The 20,215-nt window shown below is 65.0% G+C and carries 17 protein-coding genes; 6 read left to right on the top strand and 11 right to left on the bottom strand.

Going from position 1 to position 20,215, the window contains the following annotated elements:
• Window positions 1-9: 9 nt before the first annotated feature.
• From R2N11_RS19385 to R2N11_RS19375, 3 genes are read right to left on the bottom strand one after another with little or no spacing between them, the layout of a single operon-like run.
• A complete protein-coding gene (locus R2N11_RS19385; protein WP_199032174.1) occupies window positions 10-1,017 on the bottom strand; it encodes an ABC transporter substrate-binding protein in 1,008 nt (335 codons plus the stop codon).
• A gap of 53 nt (window positions 1,018-1,070) precedes the next feature.
• Entirely contained in the window at window positions 1,071-1,910 is an 840-nt protein-coding gene (locus R2N11_RS19380; RefSeq protein ID WP_316682043.1) for a class II aldolase/adducin family protein, read from the bottom strand.
• Window positions 1,911-1,920: 10 nt separating this feature from the next.
• A complete protein-coding gene (locus tag R2N11_RS19375) occupies window positions 1,921-3,012 on the bottom strand; it encodes an LLM class flavin-dependent oxidoreductase (protein ID WP_316682042.1) in 1,092 nt (363 codons plus the stop codon).
• 217 nt (window positions 3,013-3,229) lie between these two features.
• On the opposite strand from R2N11_RS19375, the gene R2N11_RS19370 reads away from it, so the two are divergent.
• The 4 genes from R2N11_RS19370 (at window position 3,230) to R2N11_RS19355 (ending at window position 8,030) form a co-directional block, all read left to right on the top strand.
• Window positions 3,230-4,417 carry an acyl-CoA dehydrogenase family protein gene (locus R2N11_RS19370; RefSeq protein ID WP_316682041.1) on the top strand — a complete coding sequence of 396 codons (1,188 nt, stop codon included), beginning with the start codon at window positions 3,230-3,232 and terminating at the stop codon, window positions 4,415-4,417.
• Between the two features lie 60 nt (window positions 4,418-4,477).
• Window positions 4,478-5,122 carry a cysteine dioxygenase family protein gene (locus tag R2N11_RS19365; RefSeq protein ID WP_316682040.1) on the top strand — a complete coding sequence of 215 codons (645 nt, stop codon included), beginning with the start codon at window positions 4,478-4,480 and terminating at the stop codon, window positions 5,120-5,122.
• Window positions 5,119-6,768: a rhodanese-related sulfurtransferase gene (locus tag R2N11_RS19360; protein ID WP_316682039.1), complete on the top strand. Its 1,650-nt coding sequence runs from the start codon at window positions 5,119-5,121 to the stop codon at window positions 6,766-6,768. The genes R2N11_RS19365 and R2N11_RS19360 overlap by 4 nt, the downstream gene beginning before the upstream one ends.
• A gap of 374 nt (window positions 6,769-7,142) precedes the next feature.
• Complete coding sequence (locus R2N11_RS19355; protein WP_316682038.1) at window positions 7,143-8,030, top strand: EamA family transporter; 888 nt, start codon at window positions 7,143-7,145, stop codon at window positions 8,028-8,030.
• Window positions 8,031-8,033: 3 nt separating this feature from the next.
• Here R2N11_RS19355 and R2N11_RS19350 read toward each other — a convergent pair whose 3' ends face one another.
• From R2N11_RS19350 to R2N11_RS19335, 4 genes are all read right to left on the bottom strand, one after another.
• A complete protein-coding gene (locus tag R2N11_RS19350) occupies window positions 8,034-10,046 on the bottom strand; it encodes a putative bifunctional diguanylate cyclase/phosphodiesterase (protein WP_316682037.1) in 2,013 nt (670 codons plus the stop codon).
• On the bottom strand, window positions 10,043-10,600 hold the full coding sequence (locus tag R2N11_RS19345; protein ID WP_199032166.1) for a YfiR family protein: 558 nt from the start codon (window positions 10,598-10,600) through the stop codon (window positions 10,043-10,045). The genes R2N11_RS19350 and R2N11_RS19345 overlap by 4 nt, the downstream gene beginning before the upstream one ends.
• Entirely contained in the window at window positions 10,597-12,567 is a 1,971-nt protein-coding gene (locus R2N11_RS19340; RefSeq protein WP_316682086.1) for a TonB-dependent receptor plug domain-containing protein, read from the bottom strand. The genes R2N11_RS19345 and R2N11_RS19340 overlap by 4 nt, the downstream gene beginning before the upstream one ends.
• 304 nt (window positions 12,568-12,871) lie before the next feature.
• On the bottom strand, window positions 12,872-13,291 hold the full coding sequence (locus R2N11_RS19335) for a F0F1 ATP synthase subunit epsilon (RefSeq protein WP_316682036.1): 420 nt from the start codon (window positions 13,289-13,291) through the stop codon (window positions 12,872-12,874).
• Window positions 13,292-13,502: 211 nt separating this feature from the next.
• Between R2N11_RS19335 and R2N11_RS19330 the strand changes: the two genes are divergently transcribed.
• Both R2N11_RS19330 and R2N11_RS19325 read left to right on the top strand, forming a co-directional pair.
• On the top strand, window positions 13,503-14,429 hold the full coding sequence (locus R2N11_RS19330) for a LysR substrate-binding domain-containing protein (protein WP_316682035.1): 927 nt from the start codon (window positions 13,503-13,505) through the stop codon (window positions 14,427-14,429).
• 45 nt (window positions 14,430-14,474) lie between these two features.
• The gene (locus R2N11_RS19325; protein WP_316682034.1) at window positions 14,475-15,158 is read left to right on the top strand and encodes a histidinol-phosphatase; all 684 of its coding nucleotides are present in this window, start codon (window positions 14,475-14,477) and stop codon (window positions 15,156-15,158) included.
• A gap of 65 nt (window positions 15,159-15,223) precedes the next feature.
• On the opposite strand, the gene R2N11_RS19320 is transcribed toward R2N11_RS19325, so the two are convergent.
• From R2N11_RS19320 to R2N11_RS19305, 4 genes are all read right to left on the bottom strand, one after another.
• A complete protein-coding gene (locus tag R2N11_RS19320; RefSeq protein WP_316682033.1) occupies window positions 15,224-16,456 on the bottom strand; it encodes a TIGR03364 family FAD-dependent oxidoreductase in 1,233 nt (410 codons plus the stop codon).
• Complete coding sequence (locus R2N11_RS19315; protein WP_199032360.1) at window positions 16,457-17,473, bottom strand: putative 2-aminoethylphosphonate ABC transporter substrate-binding protein; 1,017 nt, start codon at window positions 17,471-17,473, stop codon at window positions 16,457-16,459.
• Window positions 17,474-17,545: 72 nt separating this feature from the next.
• Window positions 17,546-18,412: a phosphonoacetaldehyde hydrolase gene (gene phnX / locus R2N11_RS19310; RefSeq protein ID WP_199032361.1), complete on the bottom strand. Its 867-nt coding sequence runs from the start codon at window positions 18,410-18,412 to the stop codon at window positions 17,546-17,548.
• Window positions 18,413-18,450: 38 nt separating this feature from the next.
• Complete coding sequence (locus R2N11_RS19305; protein WP_316682032.1) at window positions 18,451-20,214, bottom strand: putative 2-aminoethylphosphonate ABC transporter permease subunit; 1,764 nt, start codon at window positions 20,212-20,214, stop codon at window positions 18,451-18,453.
• Window position 20,215: the final 1 nt, after the last annotated feature.

The following is a 20,215-nucleotide window of genomic DNA, read 5'->3' as shown; positions in this document are numbered from 1 at the left end:
TCGGGCCCGTCAGGCGAGCACGTTGACGTAGACATGCTGCGCCAGGCGCTGCGGGTCGGTGGTCTTCTTGATGACGCCGATGCGGCGGAAGTCTTCTGCGTAGAAGGCGATCTCGTCGCGCAGGTCAATGCCAGTCGGGTGATGCGTGTAGGTGAGCGTGGCGTAGAGCTTGCGCAGATCGTCCACTGCCACCTTGGGCGAGTACTTGGCAAACACCTTGGCGGCCTCGTTCGGGTTCTCGTTGACGAAGTCCGTCGCCTGCACGATGGCGCGCGCCAGGCCGGAGGCCGTCTGGCGGTCATTGCGCACCAGCTCGCCCCGTGCGCCGATCACACAGCAGACCTTGCGTGCGTACTCGCCGGTGAGGTTGGTCGCCAGTTCCACATAGGCGCCGTTGGTGCGTTTCTCCAGCAGGTACAGGTTCGGATCGCCGTCGGCAATCGCCTGGATCTCGCCCTTGTCCACAGCCACGCCCAGCAGGTCAGCCGGGTACTGGCGCCAGGTGATATCGCGGTCCGGGTCGATGCCGTGCTTGGCCAGCAGGATGGTGAAGAAGTGCTTGCCCGGCGCGGCCAGATCACTCACGCCCACCGTCTTGCCCTTGAGCGCAGCCAGGTTGGTCACGCCCGCCGCCTTGGAGCCAACCAGCCGCACGCAGCCGCCGTGCGAGCTGCCGATGATCTTCACGTCAAAGCCGGCCTCCAGCGGCTTGAGCCAGCGGTGAATCATCCCCACCGCTGCGTCTGCCTTGCCGGTGGCAATGGATTCGAGCAGTTGGTCAGTCGATCCGCTGTAGTTGATCAGATCGACCTGCAGACCGTTCTTCTCGAAAAAGCCGCGTTCCTGTGCCACGACGATGGGCGTCAGGCAGAACGAGTTCTGGTTCCACGCAAACGTCAGCTTGCGCTGCTGCGAATAGGCCTTGCGCCCAAGGATCAGGGCCGGTGCGGCCAGCGCTGTGGCGGCGGCCGCATGCAGTACCTTGCGGCGCGAGATCCCCGCATTGTCTTGGCTCATTGAATGCTCCCCGTATGGTGATGCGTTGGATGTGTTCTACGTTCTGCTCGGCTTCAGTCCAGTACGTCCGGCTCAGCGGCCACGAGGCCCGAATAGAGGCTCTCGAACGCGTGCAACGAGCCTTCGGGCCCGCCGACCTGGCTGTGCGTGTAGCGCGCAGTGGCGGCGTCGATCGGCTGCGGCGTGCCGGCGGCTTCGGCCAGCAGTTGCGTATGCGCGGCGTTGTCCAGCGCGATGTACCACCACGCGGCGGCTTCCACGGTGGGGCCAGCGGTGAGGATGCCGTGGTTCTTCAGGATCACGCCCTTGTGTGTGTCGCCGCCCGGTTTGGTCAGTGCGCGCGCAATGCGTTCGCCCTCGCCGGCGTCGACCACCATGCCGGTGAAATCGTCAAACAGCGCGTGGTCTTCGTAGAACGAGCAGGCATCCTGCGTGAGCGGATCGAGCGGCCGGCCCAGCGTCGACCACGCTTTGCCATACGTCGAGTGCGTATGGGCTGCCGCCACGATGTGCGGGTGCGCCTCGTGAATCGCCGCATGAATGGCAAACGCCGCCTTGTTGAGCGGCCGGTTACCGATGACCGTCTCGCCACGCGCGTTGACGAGCAGCAAGTCCGACACCTTGATGCGCGAGAAATGCACGCCCAGCGGGTTCACCCAGAAGTGGTCGGGCAGTTCCGGATCGCGTGCGGTGATATGCCCGGCCAGCCCAAGATCAAAGCCATGCCGCGCAAAGATGCGAAAGGCTGCTGCCAGGCGCTCTTGCCGATGGCGTCGTTCTGCCTCAACCGACGTGCGCGCCGCTGGCGGATCGAACCAGAACTTCTGCTCTGGCTGTGGGTTGAGCCGAAGCGAGGTGGACGCCGGGCGCTCGATGGAAAGGACTGCACTCATGCCCGCCCCCTCACGCCGCCTTGCGCTGTGCGTCGCGCTGGGCCACCAGCTCGCGCACACGCGGGATGAGCGTGCGACCGTAGTCGGCCACATCTTCCAGCGGATCGAAGCCGCGGATCAGGAAGGTCGTGACGCCCAGGTCGTAGTAGTCGAGCAGCGCATCGGCCACCTGCTCCGGCGTGCCGACCAGTGCGGTGGAATTGGAGCGCGCTCCGGTTTCCTTGGCGATGGCCGTCCACAAACGTTTGTCCACGCGCTCGCCCTGCTCGGCCGCAGCCAGCAGGCGGCGCGCGCCTTCGCTCTGTTGCGGGCCGCCACGGCTGTAGCCCTGCTGCAGGCGCAACGCGCGGGTGCGTTCGAGAATGCGCTCGGCGCGGGCCCAGGCGGCCTCTTCTGTGTCCGCCAGAATCGGCCGGAACGATACCGAGAAGCGGATGCTGCGGCCGTGCTTGGCGGCCTCCGCACGCACACGCGTGGTCAGTTCACGCACCTGGTCGAGCGATTCGCCCCACAGCGCGTACACATCGGCGTGCTTGCCTGCCACCTCCACCGCCACGTCCGACGCGCCACCAAAGTAGATCGGCACATGCGGCTTCTGCGCGGGCTTCACCTCCGAGAAACCCTGCTCGAAACGGTAGAACGCGCCCTCGTGGTCGAACGGTTTGGCCTCGGTCCAGATGCGGCGCAGGATGCCGAGGTATTCGTCGGTGCGGGCGTAGCGTTGGTCGTGATCGAGATAGTCGCCATCGCGGCGCTGCTCGCTGTCGGAGCCACCCGAGATGAAGTGCACCCCCAGGCGTCCGCCGGTGAACTGGTCCAGCGTGGCAATCTGGCGTGCGGCCAGCGTCGGGTTGGTGAAGCCCGGCCGATGTGCCAGCATGAAGTGGATGCGCTCGGTCAGCGCGGCTGCGTACGAGATCGTCAACGTTGCCGATGGGCCGGTCGAGTGATGTGGCACCAGAATGCGATCGAACCCGGCCTGCTCGTGCGCCTGCGCAAACGCACGTACGTAGTCGCGGTCGATCACCGGCCCATTGGGGTCAGGCGGATGGATTTCCGACTGCTTCTGGCTCTGGATCATGCCGATGAAATCGACGCTCATGGTGGCTCGCTCCGCATATCGTTAGAAGACTGGCGAGGCTGCGCTTGTTGCATTTTTTGCGCTGCGGCTCGCCACGAATGCGAATGAAGTTACGTCACCACCAGCGTTGCACTAACGAATAAATTCAACGCTGCATATTCGGCATGGATCGTTCGCCGCGCGCGGCAACGCGGCTACGCTGTGCGGCAACATCACTTGCTCCGTGCGCCGATTCGCCATGTCGTCCATCCCACTGCATCGCCTGCCCACGGCCCCCGAACGGCTTGCCGAGGTGCTGGCCGCCATCACGCCCCAGTTGGCCGCCACGGCTGCGGAGCACGATGCGCACGGCACGTTCGCGCACGACAACTTTGCCCTGCTGCATGCCTCCGGGTTGATCGCGCAAGTCATTCCGCAAGCACACGGCGGCGGTGGCGCAGACCTGGCCACGGCACGCCGCATCATCGCGGCGGTTGCGTATGGCGATGCAGCGACCGCGCTGGTGCTGACGATGACGTATCTGCAACATCGTGCGCTGGGCCGCGCCGATACACGTTGGCCTGCGCATCTCCGCCAGCAGGTGTTCTCCACTGCGCTGAATGAAGGCGCCCTCATCAATGCATTGCGTGTGGAGCCGGACCTGGGCACACCCGCACGTGGCGGCCTGCCCGGCACCGTCGCCACGCGCGTTGGCGACCACTGGCGCATCCACGGCCGCAAGCTCTACAGCACCGGCAGTCCGGCGCTGCGCTGGCTGGCGGTCTGGGCGCGTACCGATGAAGCGCAGCCGCGTGTCGGCGTCTTCCTCGTCCCGCGCCCGCTGCCAGACACACCCGGCATCCGTATCGAACACACCTGGAACCATCTCGGGCTGCGCGCCTCGGGCAGCCACGATGTCGTACTGGAAGACGTGGCCATTCCACTCGACCTCGCCGTCGACATCCGCCCCGCTGGCGAGTGGGCAGACAACGGGGCGCATGTCGACCAGCAGGCCTGGATGGCCGTCCTGCTCGGCAGCCTGTACGACGCCGTGGCGCAGGCCGCACGCGACTGGCTCGTGCAGTTCCTGAATGCACGTGCGCCCGCCAACCTCGGTGCACCGCTGGCAACGCTGCCGCGCATGCAGGAAGCCGCAGGCGAGATTGCTGGCGCGCTGCGGACCAACCACGTGCTGCTCGACCACGCTGCCGAGGCAGCCGATGCCGGCGCGCCGCTCTCTACGACCGATAGCGGGTTGCTCAAATACACCGTCACCAGCAATGCCATCCGCGCGGTGGAACTGGCGTTGCAGGTCTCTGGCAACCACGGCCTGTCGCGCCACAACCCGCTTGAGCGCCACTACCGCGACGTGCTCTGCAGCCGCATCCACACCCCGCAGAACGATTCGATCCTGCTGGCCGCCGGCCGCACTGCGCTTGGGGTTTAACTAGACGCCAGAACCCGAGTCCAGCAAGATGACCCCACACCCCACCTCAGGACCCTGCCGATGAGCACGCCGGCCCTTGCCACCGCCCCCGCGCAAGCGCAATCCCCGCAATCCATCTTGCCGCTGCGTGATTTCGTGATCGCGCTGTCGCGCCTGCTCGATCAGCAGCCGACGGAAGCTGAAATCCTCTCGCGTGCCGGTGCCCTGCTGGGCGCGCTCGTCGCGCACGACGACTGGCTGCCCGCCGAGTACGCCCAGCCGCACCCCGAGCACTTCCAGCAGTACCTGCTGCATGTCGATTCCGGCGAGCGCTTCTCCATCGTCAGCTTCGTCTGGGGCCCGGGCCAGCGCACGCCCATCCACGATCACACCACGTGGGGCCTGATCGGCATGCTGCGCGGCGCCGAGTACTCGCAGCCGTTCAAGCTCGAAGCCGATGGGCGCCCGCTGCCCGATGGTCCCGCCATCCGCCTGGAGCCCGGCCAGGTCGAGCGCGTCTCACCGCGCGTGGGCGATATCCATCGTGTACACAACGCGTTTGACGACCGCACGTCGATCAGCATCCACGTGTACGGCGGCAACATCGGCGGCATCCACCGCGCCGTCTATACGGAAGACGGCGAGCGCAAGCCGTTCATCTCCGGTTATTCGAATACCCACCTGCCCAATCTCTGGGACCGTTCCAAGGACACGTCTGCCTCATGAGTACCGCCATCGACTCCCTCGAAGCCACCGACTCGCCGGTAGCCGCACCGCTGGCCGAGACCCACGTCCCCACGCTCAGCTACGCAGACGTGCGCGCTGCCTTGCTGGCCCGCAAGGAAATCGCCCTGGTAGACGTGCGCGAAGAAGACCCGTATGCGCAGGCGCACCCGCTGTGGGCAGCCAACCTGCCGCTGTCTCGACTGGAGCTGGAGGCGTGGTCGCGCATCCCACGGCGGGATACGCTAATCGTGCTGTATGGCGTGCACGACGGTATCGACCTCGCCCCGCGCGCTGCCGCCAGACTGACTGAACTCGGCTACACGCGTGTCTATCTGCTCGAAGGCGGTCTGGATGGCTGGCGCGCGGCAGGCGGCGAGGTCTTCCAGGACGTGAACGTACCCAGCAAATCCTTTGGTGAATACGTGGAGGCACAGCGCCACACGCCCTCGTTCAGCGCACAGGAAGTCAAGGCACTGCTCGATGCCAAGCAGGATGTGGTGATCGTCGATGCGCGCCGCTATGACGAATTCCGGACCATGAGCATCCCCACTGCGACCAGCGTACCGGGCGCCGAGCTTGTGCTGCGCATCCGCGAGCTGGCACCTGACCCGGCCACCCAGGTCATCGTCAATTGCGCGGGGCGCACGCGCAGCATCATCGGCACGCAATCGCTCGTGAACGCCGGCATTCCCAACCCGGTGGCGGCGCTGCGTAACGGCACCATCGGTTGGCTGTTGGCCGATCAGGTGCTGGACCACGGTATCAACCGCCGGCACCCGGAAACCGTATCCGCACAGACCCGCGCCCAGGCCCAAGCCGATGCGCGCGCTGTGGCCGAACGCGCCAACGTGCAGCGCATTGCCCTGGCCGACGTTGCCACGCTGGAAACCCCCGACCGCACGCTCTACAAGCTGGACGTGCGCACACCCGAGGAATATGCCGCCGGCCACCTGCCCGGCTTTGCCAGCGCACCCGGCGGACAACTCGTGCAGGAGACCGACCACACTGCCGCCGTACGCGGTGCCCGACTTGTCCTGACCGACGACGACGGCGTACGTGCGGATATGACCGCCTCATGGCTCGCGCAGATGGGCTGGGAGGTGTACGTGACCGACCCGGTTGACGCCAGCGAGCGCAGCGCGACCGGCCCGTGGCACGCCCCCACCCCCGACACGCCAGCCGTGCGCACGGTGGATGCGCGCGCCCTGGCCGGTTGGCTGCAAACAGGCTACACCGCCGTCATCGACGTCACCCGCAGCGCCAACTATGTGGCGCGGCATATTCCGGGCGCCTGGTTTGCCGTGCGTTCCGACCTGGCCGGTGCGCTCAAGCGCATCCCGCCTGCCCGCCGCTACGTGCTGACCTGCGGCTCCAGTCTGCTCGCCCGCTTTGCCGCCGTGGATCTGGCCAAGCTTACGCAAGCCGAGGTCTGGGTACTCGATGGCGGTACGGCAGCCTGGGTGGCAGCCGGCCTGCCGGTTGAATCGGGCGAAACCCATCTGGCTTCCGAGCGAATCGACCGCTATCGCCGCCCCTACGAAGGCACCAACGCGCCGCGCGCGGCCATGCAGGGCTATCTGGACTGGGAGTTTGGCCTGGTGGAACAGCTCGGCCGGGACGGCACGCACGGCTTCCGGGTCATCTGATCGACCAGCTGAGGGGCTGATCTCCGCCCTTGACGTTCTGAACGCCGCAGCCTGGGTTGCTCAACTCGGGGCCTGCCGTTCGGAACCCCACGGTTGAACCTCCGAACCCCGCTGTTGGGGTTCGGAACGCCGCAGTTGACGTTCCGAACCTCATGGCTCCGGGTTCGGAACCCGACCATCCAGGTTCTGCACACCGTTGTTGAAGTTCTGAACGCCAACGATGCGCTTCGGAACGCGGAAGGCGGCGTTCCGCACGCGTCACCCCCTCCAATTCACTTGCTTGCTAACACCGCTAACAACGAGCGATAACAAAACTCGTTTTGCGCATCAGCCCGCCTTGAGTAGCATCGGGACTTCCTCGCCGAGGTCCCGACATGTCTCCGTTCATTGCACTCTGCCTGCTCATCACCTACGTGGTGTGGGGCACGACCTATCTCGCCATCCGCTTTGCGCTGACCGATCTGCCGCCCTTCCTGATGATGGGCTCGCGGTTTCTGGTGGCGGCGTTGCTGCTCGCCCCGCTGGTCATCCTGCGCCAGCGCAAGCGGCCAGAAGATCGTCCAAGCGGGCGCCAGGTGCGCAACTGCGCGCTGATCGGCGCCTTCATGCTGGTGGGCGGCATGGGCATGACGGCGGTGGCCGAGCAGACCATCTCGTCGGGGGCCACCACGGTGATGATCGCGTCGATGCCGCTGTTCTCCACGCTGTGGACGCTGCTGGCGGGCGGGCGCCTGCGCGGGTATGAGATTGGTGCGATTGCGCTGGGCAGCATCGGCATTGCCGTGCTGTTTCGCGGTGCGGAGTTCCAGGCCAGCACCGCCGGCGTGCTGGCGCTGACCACGGCCATTGCATCGTGGTCGTTCGGCTCGCAACTCTCCAAGCGCATCGACATGCCCAAGGGCACGACAGCCTTTGTGCTGGAGATGGCCTTTGGCGGCGTGGCGCTCGTGCTGCTCAGCCTGATCGTGGGTGAAAAGTGGCCGCACAGCATCGGGCTGCATTCCGCGCTGGCGTGGGGCTATCTGGTGGTGTTCGGTTCCGCCATTGCGTTCACGGCTTACATGGCACTGGTGGAGCGCGTGTCCACCGTCATGGCGACAAGCTATGTCTACGTCAACCCGCCCATCGCCCTGCTCATGGGCGCATGGCTGGCCGATGAGCAGGTCGCACCGCAAACGCTGGGGGCCACGGGCATCATCCTGGCGGCCGTGGTGGTGCTCACAGCCGGCGCCACGCGTGCCGCGCGGCGCGCCGCCGCTTGAGCCCTATCCTACGAACGATGTGGGCAGCGCGGCGGTGGGCGCGGCCCCATCGTCCGATGCGGTGTTCGAGACAGCGTTTTCAACACCATCCTGGCGCTTGAGCCACGCCCTCAAGTTTTCGGCCTGGAGGGGGCGCGAGAACAGGTAGCCCTGCCCCAGGTCGCAACCCGCCTTGCGCAGCAGCGCGAGTTGTTCTGGGTCTTCCACCCCTTCTGCCACCACTTCCATCTTCAGGCTGTGCGCCATGGCGATGACCGCGCCAGCTATCGCCTCACCATCACCCGGCATGCGCTGCACAAAACTGCGGTCGATCTTGAGCTTCTGGATCGGGAAGCGCTGCAGATACGCCAACGATGAATACCCCGTGCCGAAATCATCAATCGACAGGCTGATACCGGCCACGTGCAGCGCTTCGAGCAACGCGATGTTGGCCTCGATGTCTTCCATCAGCACGCTTTCGGTAATCTCCAGCTCCAGCATGTGCGGCGGCAGGCCCGTCTCTGCCAACACGCTGAGTACGTTCTGCACGAGCGCCGGATCGCGCGCCTGCCGCGCAGACAGGTTGACCGACACGCGCAGCGTGACACCGTCTTCACGCATCCAGCGCGCGGCCTGCTGACACGCGGTGCGCAGCACCCATTGGCCCAGCGGCACGATCAGGCCGGTTTCTTCCGCCACGGCGATGAACTCGCCAGGGCCGATCACGCCAATCTCCGGGTGGCGCCAGCGCACCAGGGCCTCCACGCCGTGCACGTGCGCGGTGGGTACCGTTGCGCTGTCCGTGTCGAGGCCCTGTAGGCGAACCTGTGGCTGATACGCTAGCAGCAGTTCTTCACGGTCGAGTGCACGGCGCAGGTCGGCCTCCACGCGCAAGCGGCGGCGGGCCTGCTGGTCCATCTCGGAGGTAAAGCTGGCGGCGGCGTTCTTGCCGCGGTTCTTGGCGTAGTACATCGCCGTATCGGCATTGCGCGTGAGGGCCTGCACGTCGCGGGCGTCATGCGGATACAGGCTCACCCCCACGCTGGCCGTTACGTAGATCTGGTGCAGGTCCAGCGCAAACGGTGCCGCCAGCGCCGCAAGAATGCGCTTGGCCAGACCATCGGCAAGCTCGGCAGCGTCCGAAGGGGTAATCGATGCGCGCCCCGACAGTTCGGCAATGATGGCGAACTCGTCTCCCCCAATGCGGCACAGCACGGCGCGCAGGTTGGCTTGTTCAATCACCTCGTTCAGGCGGCGCGCCACCTGGCGCAGCAGGCGGTCGCCATTGTTGTGGCCCAGCGTGTCGTTGACCACCTTGAAGTTGTCCAGATCCAGCAGCAACAGGCCAACGGCCCCCGCCTGCCCCGCGCGCTTGAGCGATACCTGCAGCCGCTCGTTGAAGGCGTGCCGGTTGGGCAGCTCCGTCACCGAGTCGATGTGGGCGAGGTAGTCCAGATGCGCCTCGGCCTGCAGCACCGCGCGGCGCATGCGCGCGCACACCAGATAGGCCACCCCCATGGCTCCAATGCCCACCGACACCGTCAGCACGGCATAGCCCAGCAATTGCATGTACAGATCGAACAGGCTGGAGCGGATCACCACATAGCCGATCACCCGGCGCTCGGACTCCACGGGTTCCACCACCTCCAGTGTGGTCAGCGTAGAGACATCTTCCTCGCGCAGCATGGCAGCATCGGGCGCCCGGACAGGGGCGGCCTCGCCATGCTGGTACAGCGCCAGCGGCTTGCGCAGCGCCGTAAAGACACCAGCCGCACGCAACGGCGGGGATGCGCCCAGCGCGCCGAGCGTTTCTTCTGCAGCGTGGCGATCGTTGAACAGCAGCGCCGCCACACTGTTGGCGCCGATGATGCGCGCCTGCACGTGCACGTCGCGCACCAGCGCCGCATGCAAGGCAATGAACTGGAACACGATCAACAGAAAGCCGGCGATGGTCAGCGCTGCACCGGCGCCGACCATGTTTGCCCGCACCACGGTATGCCCCAGGCGGGGCCGTTGTGTCATCAGGGCCAGGTTCATTGCACGCTCCTTGCCAGACGCAGCAACTGCGAGCTGAGCTGCAGGCCGGCTTGCCGTGCCGCGCCCGCGTCGATGTCGAATACGACCCGGTTGTCCTGCAACGCCAGCACAATCATCGGCGCCAGCGCGCCCTTGCGGCCGTCGCTGATTGTCAGCACGGGGCTGGCCGGATCCACGCGGACCCCACCGGATGCACGCGCATCGAGCACCAGCACATGACAGCCGCCAACGGCACCATCGTTGATCTTTCGGATTTCCAGCCGGTGTCCGCGCACGGGTTTTCCTGTCAGTTTTTCCAAGGCCGCCTGCAGCGGATGCTCGGCGTCCACGCACAGCACCATGGGGGCGTCTGCCTGCATCGCGTCAGTCGGCCAGGTGGTGAACAGTGCAAAGTTGTAGATGAAGGCCGCCTTGATCTGGACTTCGCTGGCCTGCATCTGCGCATAGGTGGTCCGCATCCAAGCCGCCATTGCCAACACCACGGCCAACACCGTGCACAGCCGGCGCAGGCGCTGGCTTGTAGCACGACGGAGGTGGGCGCGCAGTGCGTTCATCGGAAGGTGTAGGTGAACTTCAGGCGAAACGTGCGGCCGTCCTGCGCGATGGCGGGCATCGCCACCTCAGGCCCGGCCGGGTCGGCATAGCGCCGGTCGAACAGGTTGTAGAGGCTGGCCGACATCTCCAGATTGGGTGCCAGCCGCGTCGCCAGCAAGGTCAGGTTGGCGATCCAGTAGCCGCCCACGCTGCCCGACGTCGTCAATCGGTTGCTGATGTACTGCGCCTCCAGCCCCGCCCGCCAGTCGCTGCGCCACAGCGGTGTGCTGGCGTTGAGCTTGAGCATGTGGCGCGGGGAATCGCTCAGCGTCTGGCCGGTGATGCCGTCTTCTGAATGTTGGAAGCTGTAGCTCGCACGCAGGCGGGTGCCGCCGGGCCAGTTTTGCTCGTAGCCGAGTTCTGCGCCGCGCGTGCGTACACGCGCCACGTTGCTGAAGACCAGCAGCCCCGTGTTGGGGTCTTCGCTCTGGCTGATCAGGTTGGAGACATTGTTCTGAAACACCGACAGCGTGGCCTTGCCACCAGCACTCACCCGCTGCTCCAGCACGGCTTCATACGTCCGGATGCGCTCGGCGACCAGGCCCGTGTTGACCTGCTGGCCACCCGGCGCGACGGTCTGGTAGTTCAACTCGTAGTCGTTGGGGGCGCGGTAGGCCATCCCGTAGATCGCCTTGACGGTCGTGGTGGGGGTGGCGTGCCAGATCAGGCCCATGCGCGGACTGAAGATGCCCGGCGAAAAGGTGGTGTGGTCGTAACGCAGGCCGGTGTCGAGCACCCAGTTCTGGTTGATGGAGAACTGGTCTTGCACGTAGAGGCCCACGCGGGTGTTGTTGCGATGGTCGTCCAGGTAGCTGACGAAGGGCGTGACATCAAAATTGCGCATCGCGTCGCGGTAGTCGCGCTGCAGTTCGGTACCGATCGCGAGTGTGTGCTGCTCAAAGCGGCGCGTGACGAGCTTGAACTCCACGCCATACCAGGCGGAGTCGTACAAATCGCGGTTCTCGGTCACCGGCGGATAGTTGTAGACGTAGTGGCCCTGCGATACGTAGCGGCCCCAGTACACCCGTGCCGACACATCGGTGGCGTCGTCCAGCGCGTGCTGCCACGTGCCATTGAGCATCTGGCGGGTATCAATGGTGCGCGACCGCGGGTCATCGAACAGCTGGTCGTACGGCGCGGTTGGCGTGCCCTTGGTGCGGTCCGCATAGCCAAAGGTCAGGCCGAACTCACCAAAGCTACCCTTGGCGAACAGGCGCTTGCCGCGGTCGAAATCCATGCCGCGCGCAATGCCGTCGCTGATGCCGGGCTGGTTGAATTGTGGGAAGTACAGATCACGGCCCGGCGCGTCGCTCACACTGGCCGACAGCAGCCATTCGGCACCGTTCTCTGCCCGGTTGCCCCAGGTGACGCGGCCATTGCGTGCGTTGGCACTGGCGGTGGCGCCGCTGACCTGCACACCGCCAATATCCCGGCCGCGCTTGGTGATGATGTTGATCACACCAAACAGCGCATTCGAGCCATACACGGCGGAGCCTGCACCAGGCACGTATTCGATGCGCTCGATCAAGTCCACATCGAGCATCGCATCGGTGCCGACCGCCGCCTCGTCAAAGACGGAATCGTTGGTGCGGTAGCCGTCGATCAGCAGCAGGAAGCGCGTGTCGTAGTCGCCCGGGCGCAAGAAACCACGCGCACCAAGCGAGGCGTAGTTCCTGTCGTAGTTGGTGTAGAGGCCCGGCAGGCTGGCCAGAATGTCGGCCAGCGTGCGCCAGCCGTAGGTCTTGATGTCATCGGCAGTGATGACCTGCACGTTGGCGGGTGCTTCATTGGCCGCTTCAGCGTACTTCGACACGCTGGTCACCACCCGCACCTGCATCAACTGCTCGATGGGCAGCTCGGTCAGATCGCTGACGTCGGCTCCTGCATTGGCGAACGCCGGTGCCAGCAGAAATACCACCGCAAACATTTGCGCATTGCCGATCCACCCGAGTTCCCGCAAAGACAGGCGTAACAACAGCGCAAGCGGAACCATGGCACGCACGCGCTTTCGGCAGTCGTGGGGGACACGGCAAACGAGCGCACGGGCAATCACAACGAGGGGCGGCATCGGCAGACCAGCAGAACCGATCACGTCTCTGGAGGACGTTCAACGGGGGTTTTTGATAGCTCTGGTCTAAAACGGAGCGCCGACGCCGTTCTTTACCCCACCGTGGGTGGGACGACACAATGCCGCGCTTGTGGTGCGCGGCAGATGCAGGGGCAGGGAGAACTCAGCGGCGGCGCTTGCGCAGGCGCTCGATGGCGGCCAGTTGGGCCACGGCTTCGGCCAGTTCAGCCTGGGCGCGGGCATAGTCGATCTTGCTGTGGCTGTTCTGCATGAGCTCTTCGGCAGCCTTGCGGGCCTCCTGGGCTTTGGCCTCGTCCAGATCACGCGCGCGCACGGCCGTGTCGGCCAGCACAATCACCTGCTCGGGCTGCACGTCGACAAAGCCGCCGGCCACGAACAGGATCACTTCTTCGTCGTTCTCCAGCGTGACGCGCACCGTGCCAGGGCGCAGGCGCGTGAGCAGGCGCTCATGGCCGGGCAGGATGCCCAGCTCGCCCTCGGTGCCGGGAATGACCACGAATTTGGCTGTGCCCTCGTACAACCGTTCTTCTGCCGTCACGACATCGACCTTCAGCACCGGCATGGTGTCTCCTCTTCCTGTATTGCGCGCACTGGCTCACAAGGTAGCACGATGTGCGCCCAGCGCCCTACTCCCAGCCATAGGATGCTTGTGCTGCAAGGCTCGCCGCCCCGCGCTGCCACAACGCTTCGTAAGGTTTCACAGTGTGAAGCGTCACAAAGGCTCTCTACACTCTGTTGCCAAATACCAAATGAAATGCAGAGGAAACATAAGCATGTTGGGTGATCTATTGATGTCGTTCTTTGAGGTGGCTCGCCAGGGCAGCGTGACAGGCGCGGCCAAGCGCCTGCGTCTGTCGCAGCCCACCGTGACCGGACGCATCCGCCAACTGGAAGAGATGTACGGCGTGGAGCTGTTCCACCGCCGCGGCAGTCGTCTGGACCTGTCTGACCTGGGCGTTAGTCTTATGCCCATTGTCGAGCGCCTGGCACAGCAAGAGGGTGACGTCGATTTTCTCCTGCGCAATGCGGGCGACCTGCGCACCGGCAACCTGCGCGTGGGCGCCACCGGCCCCTACTACATTCTGCCCAGCGTGGCCGCCTTCCGCACCCGCTACCCGACCATCGAGATCACCATCGAGTTCGGCAACTCGCAGCAGATGCTCGAAGCGCTGTCGGAGGTCCGCATCGATCTGGCTGTTTCGTCGCACGCGGTGGATGACGAACGCCTGCATCGCATTACCCTGGCCGACGACACGATGGTGCTGGTGGTGCCGCTCGACAGCCCACTGGCACGCCGCCCGCACGTGACGCTTGACGATGTTGCCGGCTGCCAGCTGCTGATGCGCGAGCCAGGCTCCGTCACCCGCCGCGTGACCGAAGACGCCCTGGCCACCGCCGGCATCGAGCCCGCCAGCATGAGCATCATCGGTAGCCGCGAAGCCATCTACGAAGCCATCAGCCTGGGGCTCGGCTGCAGCATCGTGCCCGAGCGGGAGGCTCCGCGCCGGCCCGACGTGCGTGTGCTGCCGTTTGCCGCCAATGCGCCGGTTATCCACGAATACCTGTACTTCCTGAAAGAGCGCAAGGATTCTCGGCTGGTGCGCAGCTTTCTTGATTGCCTGGACAAACATCATCCGAAGAAAAACGCCGATGCGTTCATCGCCAAAGTTCTGGCGATGGACACAGCCACGACGCGTTGAGGCAGTAACCTCGCGGTTTTTCCAACCGCCACTGCCAACTGTTGTATGCAATCGCTTGCCCTGTTCGACCTGGACCACACCCTGCTGCCAATCGACAGCGAATATGAATGGGGCCGCTTCCTGGTTGCCCAGGGAGCAGTCGATCGTGAGGCCTTTGAGCAAGCCAACGAACGCTGGATGCGCGAGTACCGCGAGGGCACGCTGGACTTTGCGCGCCACGCACGCTTCTCACTCGGGCTGCTAGCGCAGCATCCGCGCACACGGCTTGACGCATGGCGCGCCACCTTCATGCGCGACGTCATCCAACCGGTCATGCTGCCGCGCGCTAGGAAACTGGTGGACACGCACCTGCATGCAGGCGATCTCTGCTGCATCGTCACCGCCACGCACCGATACCTGACCGAACCGATTGCCGCCGCCTTCAACGTGCCGCACCTGCTGGCGGTGGAAGGCGAGACGGTCGGCAACCAGGCTGACAGCAACTTCACGGGCAACCTGGTCGGCACGCCGAGCTTTGGCCCCGGCAAGATCGTGCGCGTGACCGAATGGCTTGCGCAGCGCGGCCAGCGCATGGCGGACTTCTCCCGCACGGTGTTCTACAGCGATTCACGCAACGATCTGCCGCTGCTGGAAAAGGTCTCTCACCCGATAGCCATCAGCCCCGACGCTACCTTGCGCAGCGTGGCCGAAGCGCGTGGCTGGCCCGTCGTTGAACTGTTCGCGGCCTGAAGCCTGAAAGGAAAAAGCCCGCACGGCGCAAACCGTACGGGCTTCTTTCTTCAGGCGATGAGGCGTCAGGCCGTGGCTGCGGCAGGCAATGCAGCCGGCGGTGTCCACTGCGGCAACGCGGTGCCGTCCACCAGGGCGTCGACATGGCGGTGCGCAAGCGCAGGCCCCACGCTCATGCCGATACCGCTGTGTATCAGCGCGACGGTGGTGCGGTCATCGACGCGGGTGATCGAGAACGCGCCGCTGCCGGGCACATGGCACTTGGCGCCGTACACACCCTGCCAGCGTTCCACCACACGCAGCTTGCTGCCAAAGGTGTCGCGGGCCAGGTCCAGCATGATGTTGTCGACCGACTCAGCATTGAACGGGCGAGCGTCCTGGCTGTAGTCGTGTGAATCGCCAACAATCCAGTCGCCATACGGCGTCGGGCTCACCAGCAGGTGAATGCCGTGGCGCTGCAGTTCAGGGCGTTGTTGTTCGATCTGCATGGCGAGCGCCTGGGCGGTCGGCAGATCGGCAAACGCGCCGTAGTGCGTGCATGACAGGCCCGTCAGCACGGCGTGTTCCAGTTGGAAGCCGTCTTCGGGAGTCACGCGCAGCATCTGCAGGCGGCAGACCTGCGGTTGAAGCGCACGCAGTTGGTCGGCGCACAGCGTCTGGTAGTCGTGCCCGCTGCAGACGATCACGCGCTGCGCGTTGCACACACCAGCCGTGGTCTCCAACCGGCCGCCTTCCACATGGCGCACGAGCGTGCCGAAGTGGAAACGCACGCCCTGCGTGGCAAGCCATGTCGCCAACGCTGGAATCGCTTCGCGAGAGTACAGCTGCACGTCATCAAAGCCCTGCAGTGCAGACCGGTGACGCGTGAAGCGGCCGTTGTACAGATTGGCCAGATCGGCGCCGCGCAGCAGCTTGACGTTGTAACCAAACGCTTGTGCACGGGTGGCCATGAACTCGTCCAGCACGGCATCTTCCGCGGCATTGCGGGCAAACAGCAGCGCACCCTTGGCACGCGCGAAGATGCCGGCCTTGTCAGCCCAACCGAGATACAGCTCACGGCTTTCACGCGCGAGGTCCAGCATGATGCCGGGCGGCTGGCCAGTCACCAGCATCTGACCGAAGTTGCGGATGGAGGCACCAACGGCGACCTCACTGCGCTCGAACACCGTCACGCGCAGGCCGCGTTTGACGGCAGCAGCGGCGTGCGCCAAGCCCAAAATGCCAGCCCCGACGATTGCGACGTCGGTGCTGGCATCCAGGCTCCCTTGAGCAACAGAAATCAGGGGAGCTTCACTCACTTACTTCTTCTCCGACTTGCCGTCGTAGCGCTTGGTCCACTCGGCGAGGATGCGGTCACGGTTGGCGCTGGCCCACGTGAAATCGTTCTTGATCAGGCGCTTCTCGTAGTCGGCCGGCAGCAGCGGGTCCGGCTTGGAGAAGCCCGGCGTGGCAACCACGGCAAAGTTCTTCTCGTACAGCGCCATTGCAGCCGGGCTTGCCGAGAAGTCAGCCAGCTTCTTGGCGGCATCCAGGTTCTTGGTGCCCTTCATGATGCCGGTGGCTTCTACGTCCCAGCCCAGGCCTTCCGACGGCAGCACGATATCGATCGGTGCGCCTTCCTTCTTCGTCTTCACGGCACGGTATTCAAACGCGATACCGATCGGGAATTCGCCCGTTGCGGCCATCTTGCAAGGCTTCGAGCCCGAGTGCGTGTACTGGCCGATATTCTTGTGCAGGGCATCCATGTAGTCCCAGCCCTTCTGCTCGCCCAGCATTTGCAGCCAGGCGCTCACGTCCAGGTAGCCCGTGCCCGACGAGGCCGGGTTCGGCATGACGATCTTGCCGGCGTAGACCGGCTTGGTCAGGTCAGCCCACGACGTCGGCTTCGGCAGGTGCTGCTTCTCGGCTTCGACCGTGTTGAAGCAGATGGCGGCACCCCAGGCGTCCATGCCCACCCATGCCGGTGGGTTGGCCTTGTCGCGGTACGTGGCACCGATCTTCGACAGATCTGCCGGTGCATACGGCGTCAGCATGCCTTCCTTGTCCAGGATCGCCAGGCTCGAAGCTGCCAGGCCCCACACCACGTCAGCGCGCGGGTTGTTCTTCTCGGCCAGCAGCTTGGCGGTGACGACACCCGTGGAGTCGCGCACCCACTTGATTTCGATGTCCGGATTGGCCTTCTCGAAGGCTTCCTGGTACGCCTTCACTTGGTCAGCTTCCAGCGCCGTGTACACGGTCAGCGTGGTCTTGGCGTAAGCCGAGGTGGCAAGCGCCATGGCGGCGGCAGCGGCCAGGAGGGAAAGACGTTTCGTCATGGTTTCCTCAGTGTGGTGTGAAGCAAGTGGTTTGATGCAACAGGTTTGATGCGACGGAAAGAACAGCGGAAATCACAGGCACTGCGGCCGTTCACCGCGCGCCAGGCGGCGGTTGATGTCGGCAATGACTTCAGGCAGATCGGCAATCGTGTCGATCTCGTAATGCGGTTGGCAGGCGGCGAAGCCCGCCGAAATGGCTACACGATGGTGCGCACGCTCTTCGGCAGACAGCGCGGCATATTGCTCATATGGCAGGCCCAGCGCGTTGCCCGACATCAGCAGCGCCACCGTCCACATGCCGGCGCGGCGGCCCTCTTCGATACCGGGCACGGTGTCGTCCACCTTCACGCAGGCGGCCACGTCGCCAATGGCAAGGTCCACCACGCAGCGCAGCGCCTGTGCGGGCCACGGGCGCGCGCGCGGTACCTCGTCGCACGCGATCACGCAGTCGGGCGTATAGCCAGCCTTGGCCGCCAGATCCACCACGCGATCCATCACCACACGTGGGTAGCCCGAGCAGGTACCAATCTTCAGACCGGCCTCGCGCAACGCGGCAATGGTTTCCAGCGCGCCAGGGATCATTGCCGAATGCGCGCCGACCTTCTCGATCTGCAGCGGCATGAAGCGGTTGTAGATGGCGGTGACGTCGTCATCGGTCGGCATGCGGCCGTGGGCGAGCGAGAAACGCGCGGCAATCGCGCCGTCATTGCACAATGTGCGGATGTGGTCCCACTTGCCCAGGCCCATGGGGCCGCGTGCTTCGTCCAGCGTGATGGCCACGCCAAACTCGCCAAACGCTTCCACGAAGATTTGCGTGGGGGCAAACGAGCCGAAATCGACTACGGTGCCGGCCCAGTCGAGCACAGCGGCTTCCAGGCGCAACGGCGTGGCACGGGCGGTGCCAGCCTGGCGGGTCGTGATTGGGGAGGAGTCACCCATGTTGGTTTCCCTTACTTTCGAAATGCGTTGCTACAAATTCAGTGTGAGGTGGTGCGCCAGGCCTGCGTGCGGCGCGTGATGCCGCGCGTGGCGAGTTCCAGCAGCAGCGAGACGACAATCGACGTGACCAGGATCAGCGTGGACATGGCCGCCGCGGGGCCGATGTCGCCGGCGTCGTCCATGTTCAGCACGGCCACGGAGGCCAGCACGGTGTCGGGGCTGTACAGGAAGATCACCGCTGACACGGTGGTCATGGCCGAGACAAACAGGTAACGCGCGCAAGACAGCACGGCAGGCAGGCACATCGGCAGCGTCACGCGCCAGTACGTGCGCAGTGCCGATACCTTGAGCGAAGCCGATACCGCTTCGAACACCGGGTCCAGCTGCCCGAGCGACGCCACCGACGTGAGGTGCGCGGCCGTGGCGCAGTGCATGATCGTGCAGAGCACCATCAGCGCCATGCTGCCGTATAGGCCATTGAGCGGATTGGCCGGGTGGTTGAAGAAGAACACGTAGCCCAGACCCAGCACGAGCCCCGGCACCGCCATTGGCAGCAGCACGGCAAAGCGGATAGCCGGATGCAGCCAGGCGGTAGCACGGGTGGTGCGGGTTTTCTCGACCAGCCACGCGCCGGTAAAGATGAGCGCGGTACCAAACACGGTGGTGAGCGCAGCCAGCTTCAAGCTGTTGCGATAGGCCAACCAGCCGCCGCCATCCATGTTGTCGAAGTCGTAATTGCGCAGCGAAAGGTCAAGGTTGTACGGCCACAGCTTGACCAGCGACGCGCCCACGGCGGTTGCCAGCATCAGTAGAATCCAACCGACCACCAATGCCGTCAGCAGCAGATAGAGGCCATCACGCATGCGGTCCCGCTGCGGGTGGTATGGCTGTGCACGGCTGGCCAGCGCGGCATGCTGGCGGCGCTGCACGAGGCGCTCCACTGCAAAGGTGAGCAGCGCGGGCAACAGCAGCATCAGGCCGATGACGGCGCCGCGAGCAAAATTCTGCTGCCCCACCACCGACTTGTAGGCCTCCACGGCCAATACTTGGTAGCTGCCGCCCACCACGGTCGGCACGCCAAAATCCGTGGCAACCAGCGTAAAGACCAGCGCAAAGGCGCCAAACAGGCCATAACGTGCGCCCGGCAGCGTGACTGTGCGGAACGTGCGCCACGGGCCGGCACCCATCGCACGGGCAGCGTCATACAGTCGGCCGTCCGCCAGCGTGAGTGTGGCAAGCAGCAGCATCAGCGCGTACGGAAAGGTGTAAAACGCCTCACCCAGCACGATGCCCCAGAAGCCATAGATGTTGTTGCCGCCAAGCCAAGCCTTGAACAGCCCCTGGTTGCCGAACAGGTAGACCAGTGCAATACCCGGCAGCAACGATGGCGCAAACAGCGGCAGCATTGCCAGCGTACGCATCGTGCCGCGCAACGGCATACGCGTGCGCTGCACGGCGTAGGCAAAAGCAAAGGCCAGCGGCACCACGATGGCGGCTACGGTGCCCGACACGGCCAGGGTACGTCCCACCATGTCCAGAAAATTGGGCCCCTGCACGACATGGGCAACCAGTGCCAGGCCGTGCTCGTCGGAGCTGCGCGCACTGGCGACCAGCCCCGTGGCCTGCAACAGCATCATCGCCGTGGGCAGCAGCAAGCCGAGCGTCAGCAAGAGGAACCACCCCAGCTTCATGCCCGCCAGCACGGGCGCATCGGTACGCCAGAATGACATCCGTGCGGCTTGTTCTTGCGGGGCGGCCTTGGCGACATTGATCACGTTGGCCTCGGGAGGGAGCGTCGACATC

It is taken from the genome of Ralstonia flaminis, assembly GCF_958415495.1.
GTDB classification, from domain to species: domain Bacteria; phylum Pseudomonadota; class Gammaproteobacteria; order Burkholderiales; family Burkholderiaceae; genus Ralstonia; species Ralstonia flaminis.
The sequence above is the reverse complement of the archived record's forward strand: the minus strand, read 5'-3'. Positions and strand labels throughout refer to the sequence as shown.